12 protein-coding genes are annotated in these 13,887 nt (G+C 56.2%); 5 read left to right on the forward strand and 7 right to left on the reverse strand.

Features of this window, described 5'->3' with window-relative positions:
* Positions 1 to 10 precede the first annotated feature (10 nt).
* Positions 11 to 832: a helix-turn-helix domain-containing protein gene (locus K5I40_RS17485; RefSeq protein ID WP_223075071.1), complete on the forward strand. Its 822-nt coding sequence runs from the start codon at positions 11 to 13 to the stop codon at positions 830 to 832.
* A 32-nt stretch (positions 833 to 864) separates the two neighbouring features.
* On the opposite strand, the gene K5I40_RS17490 is transcribed toward K5I40_RS17485, so the two are convergent.
* The 3 genes from K5I40_RS17490 to clpS form a co-directional block, all read right to left on the reverse strand.
* On the reverse strand, positions 865 to 1,278 hold the full coding sequence (locus tag K5I40_RS17490; protein ID WP_223075070.1) for a hypothetical protein: 414 nt from the start codon (positions 1,276 to 1,278) through the stop codon (positions 865 to 867).
* A 772-nt stretch (positions 1,279 to 2,050) separates the two neighbouring features.
* Complete coding sequence (gene clpA, locus K5I40_RS17495) at positions 2,051 to 4,327, reverse strand: ATP-dependent Clp protease ATP-binding subunit ClpA (protein WP_039029507.1); 2,277 nt, start codon at positions 4,325 to 4,327, stop codon at positions 2,051 to 2,053.
* A 30-nt stretch (positions 4,328 to 4,357) separates the two neighbouring features.
* Positions 4,358 to 4,678 (reverse strand): ATP-dependent Clp protease adapter ClpS, encoded by a 321-nt coding sequence (clpS, locus tag K5I40_RS17500; protein WP_032617325.1) that lies wholly within the window; start codon positions 4,676 to 4,678, stop codon positions 4,358 to 4,360.
* 323 nt (positions 4,679 to 5,001) lie between these two features.
* Between clpS and cspD the strand changes: the two genes are divergently transcribed.
* Positions 5,002 to 5,223, forward strand: coding sequence for a cold shock-like protein CspD (gene cspD, locus K5I40_RS17505; RefSeq protein ID WP_032617324.1), 222 nt, complete (start codon positions 5,002 to 5,004; stop codon positions 5,221 to 5,223).
* A gap of 140 nt (positions 5,224 to 5,363) precedes the next feature.
* On the opposite strand, the gene macB is transcribed toward cspD, so the two are convergent.
* Positions 5,364 to 7,304: a macrolide ABC transporter ATP-binding protein/permease MacB gene (macB, locus tag K5I40_RS17510; RefSeq protein ID WP_223075069.1), complete on the reverse strand. Its 1,941-nt coding sequence runs from the start codon at positions 7,302 to 7,304 to the stop codon at positions 5,364 to 5,366.
* A complete protein-coding gene (gene macA / locus K5I40_RS17515; protein WP_039029509.1) occupies positions 7,301 to 8,416 on the reverse strand; it encodes a macrolide transporter subunit MacA in 1,116 nt (371 codons plus the stop codon). Before macA ends, macB begins: the two co-directional genes overlap by 4 nt.
* A gap of 159 nt (positions 8,417 to 8,575) precedes the next feature.
* Here macA and K5I40_RS17520 point away from each other — a divergent pair, with 159 nt between their 5' ends.
* Positions 8,576 to 9,532, forward strand: a complete 957-nt coding sequence (locus K5I40_RS17520) for a VirK/YbjX family protein (RefSeq protein ID WP_039029510.1) — start codon at positions 8,576 to 8,578, stop codon at positions 9,530 to 9,532.
* Here the strand turns inward: K5I40_RS17520 and K5I40_RS17525 are convergent.
* Together K5I40_RS17525 and K5I40_RS17530 are read right to left on the reverse strand one after the other, a co-directional pair.
* On the reverse strand, positions 9,529 to 11,187 hold the full coding sequence (locus tag K5I40_RS17525) for an ATP-dependent endonuclease (RefSeq protein WP_223075068.1): 1,659 nt from the start codon (positions 11,185 to 11,187) through the stop codon (positions 9,529 to 9,531). The genes K5I40_RS17520 and K5I40_RS17525 overlap by 4 nt on opposite strands.
* A gap of 155 nt (positions 11,188 to 11,342) precedes the next feature.
* Positions 11,343 to 11,582, reverse strand: coding sequence for a hypothetical protein (locus K5I40_RS17530; protein ID WP_223075067.1), 240 nt, complete (start codon positions 11,580 to 11,582; stop codon positions 11,343 to 11,345).
* Between the two features lie 423 nt (positions 11,583 to 12,005).
* On the opposite strand from K5I40_RS17530, the gene aqpZ reads away from it, so the two are divergent.
* Together aqpZ and K5I40_RS17540 are read left to right on the forward strand one after the other, a co-directional pair.
* The gene (aqpZ, locus tag K5I40_RS17535; RefSeq protein ID WP_223075066.1) at positions 12,006 to 12,701 is read left to right on the forward strand and encodes an aquaporin Z; all 696 of its coding nucleotides are present in this window, start codon (positions 12,006 to 12,008) and stop codon (positions 12,699 to 12,701) included.
* A gap of 223 nt (positions 12,702 to 12,924) precedes the next feature.
* Positions 12,925 to 13,824: a lysine exporter LysO family protein gene (locus K5I40_RS17540; protein WP_039029512.1), complete on the forward strand. Its 900-nt coding sequence runs from the start codon at positions 12,925 to 12,927 to the stop codon at positions 13,822 to 13,824.
* Positions 13,825 to 13,887 lie beyond the last annotated feature (63 nt).

Raw genomic sequence — 13,887 nt, forward strand, 5'->3', positions numbered from 1 at the left:
AGGATAATTTATGAACACTTTAACCGTTGCGCATTATTTCAAATCCACAGACGACAAACTCGCCCTTTATAAAAGCGACCCGGAAGATAACAGCTGCGAACATTGTCATGAATTTGATGAACTGGTTATTGTTGAGCAAGGACATGGCCTGCACATTATTAATGGACGCCCTCTCTATATTCAGCAAGGGGATATTTTTTACGTCCAGCGTGGCGACCACCATTTTTATGATGAGCTGGGTACACTCAAACTGATTAATATCCTGATAAACCCTGTGGCTGAATTTGTATTTTTACAGCACACCGGATCCCTGTTAGAACGTTTCTCGGTACGCGATGCCAGCTGCTACACCTGGCTGGCGCCGGAGATCCGCATGCAGTGCAATTCCCTGATCGATAAAATATTCAGTGCCCAGCCGCTGCAGGTTGAACAGCGGGAATCGCTCTTTTTCCAGCTGGTGAATACGCTGCTCCAGGCGCAGTCGGACGTTAATCACAACAACACCCGCTATAAGCTGCATAAACTGCTTAATCATCTGCAGGAAAATTGTTTTGAAGAGTATGACTGGAACGATCTGGCTAAGCAGTTTCATTTAACCCCGCGCACAGCATTCCGTCATATTAAAGCCGCGACAGGCATGACACCGGAAAATTATATTAAACACCTGCGACTGGTCTCTGCTCGGGTAAAAGTCCGTGAAACCGACATGACCATTACCGAGATTGCTTTCCTGTGCGGTTTCGCTAACAGTAGCCATTTCAGCACCCTGTATAAAAAGGTCTTTGCCATTACCCCGAGCGAAGAGCGTAAACGGGCTGAAATGGCCAGTTAATGCGCCCGAATTCGCCAGGCGCATATATTGACTCAGTGGATATGCACCACGGTCAGATCGGCCAGCATCGCATGGGAAATCTCGTGCAGTAACCCGGTGAGATGCGGGAGCATTTCGCGATCGAAGTGCGACACCAGCAGTACATGGTTTAAGGCTCGGCAGTAATCGCACTGGGCTTCGGTGCTGTCCAGTAGCCACTCTTGCCTGTGCGTGGGCGGGATCTCCGTCTCATCCAGCACGCGAAAATCTGTCATCGAATTTTCCAGCTCATTTTTGAATGCGTCCAGGTATGCCGCAAGACAGCGGCAGACAGGCTGCGTTTGCGGTAGTGAGTCGCAATCGACGAGGATTTCGGTGAGCAGGTTGCAACGCGCGGCCAGGGTGGAGAGATCGGGGGAGCTGTGTTCGAGTTCGCTGTAAAGGTGAGCAATAGTTTGATTTTCCATATTCACAATTCCATATTAAAGCTGAAAAACTACCACCTGAAACGCCAACTTCGGGTGGCAGACTGAACCGGATTGGCGTACCGACAATATGGAAAATCGGCGCTTCAAAAGAAGCCCCGGTTCAGCCCACCATAATTGAAGAAGCCCATTATATTCGCTACTTACAAAAGTGTGAACGAAACCTGTGGTGCTGCCTTAGCAACATCATTTCCATATTTATTAATCAGGACGCCAATCCTGGCACCTGATTTTGCAGGTGCATCGCCATTCTATTACTGTGGTTTTATCCAGCAATACAGCTGTTTAAATTCTGGATAACGCCTCGCAAAATTTTGATGTGGGCCGAGCACGGGTTGAGAGGAATATGCGGCTTAAGTAGTCGTTCCGTTCACTTTACGTTCCTTGCTTCTCTGATACGCCGGAACCGGTGAACGTGCCAGGGGGGCTCGCCGCCTCCCCCCTGGCTACCCCGGCTCCCGGCAAAGAAAATCGCCGCTGCGCGGTCCCCTCAGCTTGTTCCTACAGGCTTTCGGGTCGGGCACCAGCCTGCATCCATGCAGGCTATGCCCTCTCGGCGCGTCCATGCGCCTCGCCCCGGCCTTCCGGAAACGCTTCGGCGATTTTCAGCCGGACCTGGTCATCGCTGTAAGTATCAATTCACCTTTGATTCCTTTATCGCTTCAGATAAACAAAATTACCAACCCGGCCACATCCGTAAAAAGGCCATAAAAAAACCGGGCTTTCACCCGGTTTTTATCATCACATAACAGCGTTAGTGAGCCGCTTCCGGCTTATGCTTCGCCGCACTCTGGAAATCATACGTCAGCTCATTCTTCGCCTGATCCAGGGCCACCGTCACCTGCCCACCATCCACAAGCGAACCAAACAGCAGCTCGTTAGCCAACGGTTTTTTCAGGTTGTCCTGAATCACACGCGCCATCGGACGTGCACCCATCGCACGATCGTAGCCTTTCTCTGCCAGCCAGTTGCGGGCTTCCTGACTCACTTCCAGGGAGACCCCTTTCTGATCCAGCTGAACCTGCAGCTCGACGATGAACTTATCCACCACCTGATGGATCACCTCAGTAGACAGATGATCGAACCAGATAATGTTGTCCAGACGGTTACGGAACTCCGGCGTAAAGACCTTTTTGATCTCTTCCATCGCATCGGTGCTGTTATCCTGGTGGATCAGGCCGATGGACTTACGCTCGGTCTCGCGCACCCCGGCGTTGGTGGTCATCACCATCACCACGTTGCGGAAGTCCGCCTTGCGACCGTTGTTGTCGGTCAGCGTCCCGTTGTCCATCACCTGCAGCAGCAGGTTAAAGACGTCCGGGTGCGCTTTCTCAATCTCATCGAGGAGCAGAACCGCGTGCGGATGCTTGATCACCGCGTCGGTGAGCAGGCCGCCCTGGTCAAAGCCCACGTATCCCGGAGGCGCACCGATCAGACGGCTGACGGTGTGACGCTCCATATACTCGGACATATCAAAACGCAGCAGCTCAATGCCCAGCGCTTTGGAGAGCTGAACCGTCACCTCGGTTTTCCCCACCCCGGTCGGACCGGCGAACAGGAAGGAACCGACAGGCTTATGATCGTGCCCCAGCCCGGCGCGGGCCATCTTGATGGCTTCGGTTAAGGCCTCAATGGCTTTGTCCTGCCCAAAGACCAGCATTTTCAGGCGATCGCCGAGGTTTTTCAGCGTATCGCGGTCGCTCTGAGAAACGCTCTTCTCAGGGATACGCGCGATGCGGGCCACCACGGATTCAATATCCGCCACGTTGACCGTTTTCTTACGCTTGCTGACCGGCATCAGACGCGCACGCGCGCCCGCTTCGTCAATCACGTCAATCGCTTTATCCGGCAGATGACGGTCGTTGATGTATTTCACCGCCAGCTCCACCGCCGCACGCACCGCTTTCGCGGTATAACGCACGTCGTGGTGCGCTTCGTACTTCGGCTTCAGACCGTTGATGATCTGCACCGTTTCTTCAACCGACGGTTCAGTAATGTCGATTTTCTGGAAGCGACGCGCCAGGGCGCGGTCTTTTTCGAAAATATTGCTGAACTCCTGGTAGGTGGTTGAGCCAATCACCCGGATTTTGCCGCTGGAGAGCAGCGGTTTGATCAGGTTGGCGGCATCCACCTGGCCACCCGATGCCGCACCGGCGCCAATGATGGTATGGATCTCGTCGATAAACAGGATGCTGTTGGTATCCTGCTCCAGCTGTTTCAGCAGCGCTTTAAAACGTTTCTCAAAATCACCGCGGTATTTGGTGCCGGCCAGCAGGGAACCGATATCCAGCGAATAGATGGTGCAGTCGGCAATCACTTCCGGGACGTCGCCCTGCACAATGCGCCAGGCCAGCCCTTCGGCGATAGCGGTTTTACCCACGCCAGATTCACCCACCAGCAGCGGGTTGTTCTTACGGCGGCGGCACAGTACCTGAATCGCTCGTTCCAGCTCTTTGTCGCGGCCAATCAGCGGGTCGATACCGCCGACGCGGGCAAGCTGGTTAAGATTGGTGGTGAAGTTTTCCATACGTTCCTCCCCGCCTGCCTGCTCTTCGCTGTTGGCCTGATGGCCGGAATCCGATGCCTGATTCGGCTCGTCTTTTCGCGTTCCGTGAGAGATGAAGTTCACCACATCAAGGCGGCTGACTTCGTGTTTGCGCAGCAGGTACGCGGCTTGCGACTCCTGCTCGCTGAAGATGGCAACCAGCACGTTTGCACCGGTGACTTCGCTACGTCCGGAGGACTGGACGTGGAATACCGCACGCTGGAGTACACGCTGGAAGCTGAGCGTGGGCTGTGTATCGCGCTCCTCTTCACTGACGGGCAGTACAGGTGTGGTCTGTTCGATGAAGGCTTCAAGTTCCTGACGCAGCGCCACCAGGTCCACGGAGCAGGCTTCAAGCGCTTCGCGGGCGGATGGGTTACTGAGCAGTGCAAGCAGCAGGTGCTCGACCGTCATAAACTCATGTCGGTGCTCACGCGCTCTGGCGAAAGCCATGTTTAAACTGAGTTCCAGTTCTTGATTGAGCATAGGCACCTCCCCCAATTTTCATTGCCTTATTCAGGCTTTTTCCAGCGTACACAGCAACGGATGCTCGTTCTCCCTTGCATACTGGTTCACCATTGCCACCTTGGTTTCGGCGACTTCTGCAGTAAAAACACCGCAGATGGCTTTGCCATGATAGTGAACCGTAAGCATCAGTTGCGTTGCACGTTCAACATCATAAGAAAAGAACTTTTGTAGCACGTCAATAACAAATTCCATCGGCGTGTAATCATCGTTCATTAACATAACTTTATACATAGATGGCGGTTTTAGCGCGTCGCGCACTTTATCTTCCGCCAGCTTGTCGAAATCGAGCCAGTCGTTCGTCTTACCCATTGTCAGTCGTCATCTTCGTTTACGGTCTCCGGTCGCGTCTTTCTGAAGCTGACAGGAGGCTATACATAACCTGAATCTACCTCAGATGTCAGATAACTCACATCTATTATTGCCATCCGCGATGTCTGTCACAATACCTGGCAATAGCGTTAACTGGTTCAAATTTTGACGCATTTTTCCCCTCCCTTCCCCGCCAAATGCTTGACGCTGCCTTTGGTTTATCTAAATTGTACAAGCGTGAGTTGGCGAGGTTTTGAACAGCCCCCACTTCACCACCGGTTCATTACATCTAACTCAATAAGATTTACGAAGGATGTCGAAGCATGGAAACGGGTACAGTTAAGTGGTTTAACAACGCCAAAGGGTTTGGTTTTATCTGCCCTGAAGGCGGCGGCGAAGACATCTTCGCGCATTACTCCACCATTCAGATGGATGGTTACAGAACGCTGAAAGCCGGGCAGGCCGTCCGGTTCGATGTACACCTCGGGCCAAAAGGCAATCATGCCAGCGTTATTGTGCCCATCGAAGCAGAAGTGGTGGCATAGCCCTCTGTTTCATTGTGTACACCCCGCACTCAAAATGCCAGCCCGATGCGCTGGCATTTTTATTTGTGTGCGGTTGTGCGGCCCGACGCCCGGCGGCGCTGCGCTTGCACGGGCCTACAAATTATTGTGGGCCAACGCACTTACTCCCGGGCTAACGCATCCACCGGATCCAGCCGCGCGGCGTTTCTTGCCGGCAACCAGCCAAACAGCACCCCGGTAAAGGTAGAACAAAGGAAGGCGGTTAGCAGCGCCATTGGTGAAAAACCGATCTCCCAGCCGGGTAAAAACAGCTGCAGCGTGAAGGCGATTAACAACGAGAGCGTGATCCCCAGCGCCCCGCCCACCAGACAGACCAGCACCGCCTCAATTAAAAACTGTTGCAGCACGTCGCTGGCCCGGGCCCCCACCGCCATGCGAATGCCGATTTCGCGCGTCCGCTCCGTCACCGAAACCAGCATAATATTCATCACCCCTATTCCCCCCACCAGCAGGGAGATGATCGCCACCAGGGTGAGAAAGAGCTGTAAAGTACGTGTGGTCTTTTCAGCCGTTTTCAAGAGCCCGTCCATGTTCCAGGTGAAGAAATCTTTCTTCCCGTGGCGCAGGGAGAGCAGGCGCTCAAGCTGCTGCTCCGCCTGGGCGCTGTCGTAGCCGTCTTTCACCCGCACGGTGATCGAGTTGAGCCACGACTGCCCCATAATGCGCCCGGAGATGGTGGTGTAAGGCAGCCAGACACGCAAAATCTTGCTGCTGCCAAACATCGACTGTTTCTCCTCCGCCACGCCGATCACCGTCGCAGGCATGTTGCCCACCAGCACGATCTCGCCCACCACTTTTGCTTTATTGGGGAACAGCTGCCGCCGGGAGTTGGCATCCAGCACCACCACCTGAGCCCGCCCTGCGAGCTGCTCCGCATTGAAGGTGCCCCCTTCGCTGAAGGTCATGCCGTAGACGTTAAAGTAGTCCCCGCTGACGCCGTTGGCGCTGGCCGCCACGTCGATATTGCCGTAGCGCAGACGCAGGTTCTGCGACACTGCCGGGGTGGCGGAGTTGACCCACGGCTGCTTCTGGATCGCCGCCAGATCGTCATATTTCAGTGCCTGCTGGTACTGCGGCTCGTCATCGCCAAAGTCTTTACCGGGATAGACGTCGATGGTGTTGGTGCCGATGGAGCGGATATCCGACAGCACCAGCTGTTTGGCGGCGTCGCCGACCACCACAATCGACACCACCGAGGCGATACCGATGATGATCCCGAGCATGGTCAGCAGGGTACGCATCTTGTTGGCGGCCATCGCCAGCCAGGCCATGGTCAGCGCTTCGCGGAAACTGCTGGCAAACTGCCGCCAGCCGGACGGGGGCGGGAGCGCCACCTCCTGACGCCGGGTGGCGTTGAGCCCGGGGGGTGGATTGCTGACCAGCTCGCCGTCGTGGATCTCGACGATCCGCCCGGCCTGGGAGGCCACCTGCGGATCGTGGGTGACAATAATCACCGTATGCCCCTGATCCCGCAGCTGGTGCAGGATCGCCATCACCTCTTCCCCGGAGTGGCTGTCCAGCGCCCCGGTCGGTTCATCGGCCAGGATCACCTGCCCGCCGTTCATCAGCGCCCGGGCGATACTGACCCGCTGCTGCTGGCCGCCAGAGAGCTGCGAGGGCTGATAATCCACCCGCTCCCCCAGCCCGAGCCGGGTGAGCAGCGCCTGGGCTCGCTCAAGGCGTTTTTTACGCTCCACGCCCGCATAGACCGCCGGGACTTCAACGTTTTGCGCCGCGCTCAGGTGCGAGAGCAGATGGTAACGCTGGAAGATAAAGCCGAAATGTTCCCGGCGGAGTTTGGCCAGCGCGTCGCTGTCCAGCGTGGCGACGTCGGTCCCCGCCACGCGGTAGATGCCGCTGGTGGGCTTATCCAGGCAGCCGAGGATGTTCATCAGCGTCGATTTACCGGAACCCGAGGCCCCGACAATCGCCACCATTTCCCCAGCCTCTACCCGCATAGTGATGCCCTTCAGCACCTCCACCGGCCCGTCGCCGGACGGGTAGCTGCGGCGGATATCATTCAGTTCCAGCAGGGCCGTCATTTAGCCGCCCCCGGCTGGCTCTCGCTGATGACCACCTCTTCACCCTCTTCCAGCCCTTTAACCACCACCACATCGGTGTCGTTACGCGAGCCGAGGCTCACCTCACGCTCGCGCGTTTCGCCGTTACGCAGCACCTTCACGTTATAGCGATTGTCGCCCACCGGGGCGCCCAGCGCCGCCAGCGGAATGGTCAGCACGTTTTTCACCCCGGAGAGCTGGATATGCACCTGAGCGGTCATGTCCAGGCGCAGCACCCCCTGCGGGTTAGGCACTTCAAAACGGGCGTGATAGAAGATGGCGTCATTGACCTTCTCCGGGGTCGGAAGAATATCTTTCAGCACCCCTTCGTAGCGGGTTTGCGGATCGCCGAGCACGGTAAACCAGGCCTTTTGCCCCGGCTTAAGGTGGATCACATCCGCCTCAGAAACCTGAGCCTTCACCAGCATGGTGCCCATATCCGCGAGGGTCAGGATGTTCGGCGCCTGCTGGGCGGCAATCACCGTCTGCCCCTGCAGGGTGGTGATTTGCGTCACTTCCCCGGCCATCGGCGCAACGATGCGGGTGTAATCGAGGTTAGTTTTCGCGCTGTCCAGCGAGGCCTGGTTGCGTTTGATCTGCGCGTCGATGGTGCCAATCTGCGCCTGCTTCACCGCCAGTTCGGTCGTCGAGGTATCCAGATCCTGCTGCGAGATGGCCTGAGTGGTGGCCAGCTGCCGCTGGCGGTTCAGGGTTACCTGGGCCAGCTTCCGCTCCGCCTCTGCCTGGCTACGCTGGGCACGCAGCTCCATCAGGGTCGCTTCCACCTCTTTGATCTGGTTTTCAGCCTGCTCCGGATCGATAACCCCCAGCAGTTGCCCTTTTTTCACCTTGTCGCCAATCTCCACCGACAGCGTCTTCAACTGGCCGCTGACCTGGGCACCCACGTCAACCTTACGCAGCGCATCCAGCTTGCCGGTAGCCAGCACGCTCTGCTGCAACTCGCCCGGACGGACAATCAGTGTCTGATATTGCGGCACCGGTGCGTTAAGCACCCGCCACAGCCAGAATCCACCCACCAGTACAACCAGCACCAGCAGCAGAAACAGCTTCCTGCGCTTTCCCTTTAATTTCATAAATATTCCAAATAGCTATTCCGGCTTACATAACTGTTGATTCTAACTAAACCATTCCTCAACGAAACCCCTGCTTTTCCGGATGGATAAAAATCGTTGAGGAGAGGTTGATAAAGTCCCTGCTGAAATAAAGACCTGGCAACAAGACCGGTATCTATCATGTCGTCCATCGCAGAGTCATCTTATACACATCAGCCGCAACCTAAATCAGCCTGGCAGCTGTTTCAACATCTGGCATCCGGGACATTAACCCCCGGCCTCGCCTGGCGCAACCCGGCCTATCGCCGCAAGTTCATGCTGCGCTCGCTGATGACGCCGTTCAGCACCGCGCGTCTACTGTCGCACCTTTCAAAACAGCCGCAATTACTGCAAATGTTGCAGGTTCAGCCGGGGCTGCCCTGCCGCCTGCACCGCCCATGGCTCTCGGTGGCGATGAACCGCCAGAAAACGCTGCAGGCGCTGAACTGGCACTATCAGACCATGCAGAAGCGGCTCCCGGCCGCGCTGATGAATGGCTATCTCTCCCGGGAGGGGATCACCTTGCTGACCCTCACCGGAAAAGACGACCAGCCCTTTACCGTGCGCCTGTGCGCCGATGCGTTTCTCGATAAAGAGGGAGAGGCGACGCTGGCGTTTTGCGACGCGCAGCAGACGGTGCTGGCAGAGATGACCTTTACGCTGTGTCAGATTAATGGCACTTCCACGCTGTTTATCGGCGGGATGCAGGGGGCAAAAGCCTTTGTGCCGCACGAGGCGATCCAGAGCGCCACCAAAGCCTGCCACGGCCTGTTCCCGAAACGCCTGCTGGTGGAGGCCGCCATGACGCTGGGCAGCGCCCTGGCCGTGGATCAGATTATTGCCGTCAGCAACAGCACCCATATTTATCGCAGCTGGCGCTATCGCAAGAAAAAAGAGGGGAAACTGCTGGCCGACTACGACAGCTTCTGGCTCTCCCTTGGCGGGGAGCGCGACAGCGAGGGCAACTTCAGGCTGCCACTCGCCATGCCGCGCAAGCCGATGGAGGAGATCGCCAGCAAAAAACGCGCCGAATACCGCCGCCGCTTTGCCCTGCTGGACAGCCTGGTTGACCAGGTAAACGAGGCGACCCGCCGTTAATCCGCTCTCCCGCGTGCCAGCCACAGCACGCGGGAGAACATTTTCCGCAGCAGCGTGGGCACCGCCTCGACGCCCCGCCGTCCCGCCTCCATCGCCACTTCAATCGCCAGATCGGGCTTCGACGAACGGTGAATGGCCTTCATGATCACCCGCCGCATGTTCATCGGGATATCATCGGGGATCATCGCCACCCGGTGAAAGACGTCGGAAAAGCCCTGCCGGTACATGAAATGCTCCATGTCCATGGCGGGCAGCGCCGTCAGGTGCTCGCGCTCCTCTTCCCTGTCGTTATTGATAAGCCCGCGCACGGTAGCGGCATATTTCTTGCCCGCCTCGTCGCCATCCACCAGCACGTGCCATTCGATGCCCATCCGTCGGGCAAATTTAATCAGCGGTTTCAAGCCCGACTGGGCAAATTCAATAACCTTGATGCCCTCGGCATCGAAGTGGTGGCCGCACTGACGGGCCAGCTCGTTAATAACCCAGGTTTCGGTCTCCCCTTCTACCAGCAGCCAGCAGCGGGCAAACAGCGAGGAGGCGCGGTTGAAGCGAATGTGGAAGGCGATGCGACGGCTGTCTTCGGCGTTCATCCCCCCCGGTCCGAGGCGGTAAGCCGTGACCCGCGACGACTCACGCACCAGCCGGCAGACATGTTCCACCGGGGTTAGCGACAGCAGCTCTCCGGAGTTAGTGGTGGCAATGCGCTGGAGCGGCAGCAGGTTCAGCAGGTGCCACGCCACCGAGAGCATGATGGGGTGCAGGCGCGTCTCGGGATCTTCCACCAGCAGCAGCGGGCGGGCATCCCGGTCCAGCCGGACGGTGCCTTTCGCCTGCAGCAGCGTCGAGAAGAGCCCCAGCAGGATCACCCGGTGCGAGCGGCCGCCGGGCCGGTCAATCATCCGGTTGATGATGTCGAGATAACGCCAGCTGCGCTGCTCGTCATGGGAGCGCCGCCGCATCAGCCGGTTGCGCACCGGCGAAGTACCTTGTTCGGAGAAGTAGTGTTCCAGCAGCTGCACCATCGCCGACAGCCCCTGGCGGATCTGGCCGTCGGTCAGGTTCTGCGGACGAGCCACCAGTTCCCGGGCCAGATAGTCCAGCTCCCGGGCGGTGACCTCCACATCGGGCATATTCGGCACAGTACCGTTGCGGATACGGCGCATAAAGCGGGCGTCGCGCAGGCGCAGCACCGGCATCAGGCGAACCAGATGGCGCGCCCGCTCGTCGATGTCATCAAGCGGCAGGACATGGCCGTCGGTACCGAGAAAACCGCGCAGGGTCAGAACGCTGTCATCGTCGGCCAGTTCGCCCTCCAGACGGTAAAAAATGCGCTGGTAGCCGTCATCACAAGGCACCCAGCAGTCGGCTAAGGGGCGATAGCGGCGGACGCGATGGCGGCCCGGCTCGGCTTCACGAAAGGTGAGGATGATATGCAGATGATGTTCGCGTCCCAGCACATCTCCGGGCGGGAACCAGAAATCTTCCCGGACAAAGTGGTACAGGTCCGTTTCCGGCGACAACAGCAGCGTCAGGGCATCCAGCAGGCTGGATTTACCCCAGGCGTTTTCCCCAATCAGCACGTTATTGTGCTCAAGTATCAGCGACAGGCGGTTAATGCCGCGAAACCCCACGATTTCCACACGTTCAAGTAACATGTACCCTCCGGGAGAGATAAACTTTTTCCTTTAAGTTATCAGGAGTATAACGCTGGCGGAGAAGAGAGAGTACCGGGATGTACGTCGTGTTAACGATTTGGCAGGTAGCAGGATAAAAAAGGAGAGCGAACTCTCCTTGTCAGAAAGGCAATTCATTAATTTTTAGAGAACAGACCAGAGAGTCCGCTGAATAAGCTCTGTAAAATCGTTACGGAGTTTTCAACAATCAGTCCGATACCACGGCCCATTGCTTCACCTGCGGTGGAGGCTTCAGTACCGGTCTTACAGGCTGCATCGACAATACCGCCAATTCCTTTGCCCAGCAGCGCTGCCGCGTCGGCAAATAAACCTGCGCCAGAGACTGCGTCCATTTCTTGGTTGTTTAATTCACGCATGATGATAATCCTTATCCTGATAGTTAATAGACGAATACGTTATTCGCCATCATTAAAAAATGAAAAATATGTTCATTATATTTTTCACGCCAAATTCTATTTCTTTGATTTTACATATGTCAATGCTGCGCCAGTTATTCGGAATTTGACCCGAAGTCGTTCTTCTATCCAATTAAAAATATTTATAATCGTTCCGATCTCAAATTAACTTTCTGTCGCAAACAGACCAGGCTATATTGCGACGCGTAGCAACGCGCAATCCTTTATCATTGTTCTAAATCAATTTTACGGGACTTATTCTTCTGGTGAACGCATTACGCCCTATATAAAATAGGGCCGTTTTCCCTTTTGATCTCTTCCTTTGGGACAAGAAAACATTGCGCGCGGGATCAAGCGTAAAATATTAATATTATTGAGGTGGTTATGTTCAGAAAATTAGCAGCTGAATGCTTTGGTACATTCTGGTTGGTATTTGGTGGCTGCGGCAGCGCCGTGCTGGCAGCAGGGTTCCCGGAACTGGGAATTGGTTTTGTCGGGGTTTCACTGGCCTTCGGATTAACGGTTTTAACCATGGCCTATGCCGTAGGGCATATTTCCGGCGGTCACTTTAACCCGGCGGTAACATTAGGTCTGTGGGCGGGCGGTCGTTTTCCGGCGAAAGAGGTTCTTGGCTATATTATTGCCCAGGTAATTGGCGGGATTATCGCTGCCGCTATTCTGTATGTGGTTGCTAGCGGTAAAGCAGGCTTTGACGCGGCGGCCAGCGGCTTTGCCTCCAACGGCTTTGGCGAGCACTCCCCTGGCGGCTTCTCCATGCTGTCTGCCATCGTGATTGAAATCGTGCTGACGGCGGGCTTCCTGCTGGTGATCCACGGTGCAACCGACAAACATGCCCCGGCAGGTTTCGCGCCGATTACAATTGGCCTGGCGCTGACCCTGATCCACCTGATCAGCATTCCGGTGACCAATACCTCCGTTAACCCGGCGCGCAGCACCGCGGTAGCTATCTTCCAGGGTGGCTGGGCGCTGCAGCAGCTGTGGCTGTTCTGGGTGATGCCGATTGTTGGCGGTATCCTCGGCGGCGTGCTGTACCGTACCCTGCTGGAAAAACGCGATTAATATTGCGCGTTGTGGTGCCGGGTGGCGGCTTCGCCTTACCCGGCCTACAGACAGTGCATTTCGCGCGTTGTGGTGCCGGGTGGCGGCTTCGCCTTACCCGGCCTACAGGACAGTATTTCGTAGGCCGGGCAAGCGAAGCGCCGCCCGGCACTGTTTTCACCTTTACTGAACAGCCTTAATTGGGTAGTGTCTCAGCGCCACTCAAATAAAGGACCGGTTGTTCATGTTTTCAGGACTCTTAATCATTCTCCTCCCGCTGATCGTGGGCTATCTCATTCCTCTTCGTCATCTGTCAGCGCTAAAACTGATCAACCGTTTACTGAGCTGGATTGTCTACGTCATTCTCTTTTTTATGGGGATCAGCCTCGCCTTCCTCGATAATCTGGCGACCAATCTGCTCTCTATTCTTCACTATTCTGTTATTACCATGGTGGTTATCCTGGCCTGCAATATTGCGGCGCTTTTCTGGCTGGAGCGCGTCATTCCGTGGAAAAACCATCACCATCAGGAAAAATTACCCTCACGTATTGCGATGGCGCTGGAGTCATTAAAATTATGCGGCGTGGTATTGCTCGGTTTTCTGCTGGGGCTCACCGGATATGCTTTTTTACAGCACGCCACCGAGGCCAGTGAATATACGCTGATCTTCCTGCTGTTCCTTATTGGTATTCAGCTGCGAAATAATGGCATGACCCTGAAGCAGATCGTGCTCAACCGCCGCGGCATGATGGTGGCGGTCATTGTGGTGGGCAGTTCAATGGTGGGCGGGGTCATTAACGCCTTTGTTCTCGACCTGCCGCTCAATACCGCCCTGGCGATGGCCTCCGGGTTTGGCTGGTATTCCCTTTCCGGCATTCTGTTAACCGAATCCTTTGGGCCGGTGATTGGCAGCGCCGCCTTCTTTAACGATCTCGCGCGGGAGCTGATCGCCATTATGCTGATCCCGGGTCTGGTTCGCCGCAGTCGCTCCACGGCGCTGGGGCTGTGCGGCGCCACCTCAATGGACTTTACCCTGCCGGTTCTGCAACGCTCGGGCGGGCTGGAGATGGTGCCTGCCGCCATCGTACACGGCTTTATTTTAAGCCTGCTGGTGCCCGTCATGATGGCGTTCTTCTCCGCCTGATACTTCTTTGGCGGTAGCCTGCTGCCGCCAAAATTGCGCTAAATCAATCTCCCTCCAGTTTGT

The sequence above is a fragment of the Leclercia sp. LTM14 genome (genome assembly GCF_023736175.1).
GTDB classification, from domain to species: Bacteria; Pseudomonadota; Gammaproteobacteria; order Enterobacterales; family Enterobacteriaceae; genus Enterobacter; species Enterobacter barmai.

What these genes read in the sequence shown, in the direction of transcription:
- K5I40_RS17485 (WP_223075071.1), top strand. Translation starts at nt 11, where the DNA reads ATGAACACTTTAACCGTTGCGCATTATTTCAAATCCACAGACGACAAA.
- K5I40_RS17490 (WP_223075070.1), bottom strand. Translation starts at nt 1,278, where the DNA reads ATGGAAAATCAAACTATTGCTCACCTTTACAGCGAACTCGAACACAGC.
- clpA (WP_039029507.1), bottom strand. Translation starts at nt 4,327, where the DNA reads ATGCTCAATCAAGAACTGGAACTCAGTTTAAACATGGCTTTCGCCAGA.
- clpS (WP_032617325.1), bottom strand. Translation starts at nt 4,678, where the DNA reads ATGGGTAAGACGAACGACTGGCTCGATTTCGACAAGCTGGCGGAAGAT.
- cspD (WP_032617324.1), top strand. Translation starts at nt 5,002, where the DNA reads ATGGAAACGGGTACAGTTAAGTGGTTTAACAACGCCAAAGGGTTTGGT.
- macB (WP_223075069.1), bottom strand. Translation starts at nt 7,304, where the DNA reads ATGACGGCCCTGCTGGAACTGAATGATATCCGCCGCAGCTACCCGTCC.
- macA (WP_039029509.1), bottom strand. Translation starts at nt 8,416, where the DNA reads ATGAAATTAAAGGGAAAGCGCAGGAAGCTGTTTCTGCTGCTGGTGCTG.
- K5I40_RS17520 (WP_039029510.1), top strand. Translation starts at nt 8,576, where the DNA reads ATGTCGTCCATCGCAGAGTCATCTTATACACATCAGCCGCAACCTAAA.
- K5I40_RS17525 (WP_223075068.1), bottom strand. Translation starts at nt 11,187, where the DNA reads ATGTTACTTGAACGTGTGGAAATCGTGGGGTTTCGCGGCATTAACCGC.
- K5I40_RS17530 (WP_223075067.1), bottom strand. Translation starts at nt 11,582, where the DNA reads ATGCGTGAATTAAACAACCAAGAAATGGACGCAGTCTCTGGCGCAGGT.
- aqpZ (WP_223075066.1), top strand. Translation starts at nt 12,006, where the DNA reads ATGTTCAGAAAATTAGCAGCTGAATGCTTTGGTACATTCTGGTTGGTA.
- K5I40_RS17540 (WP_039029512.1), top strand. Translation starts at nt 12,925, where the DNA reads ATGTTTTCAGGACTCTTAATCATTCTCCTCCCGCTGATCGTGGGCTAT.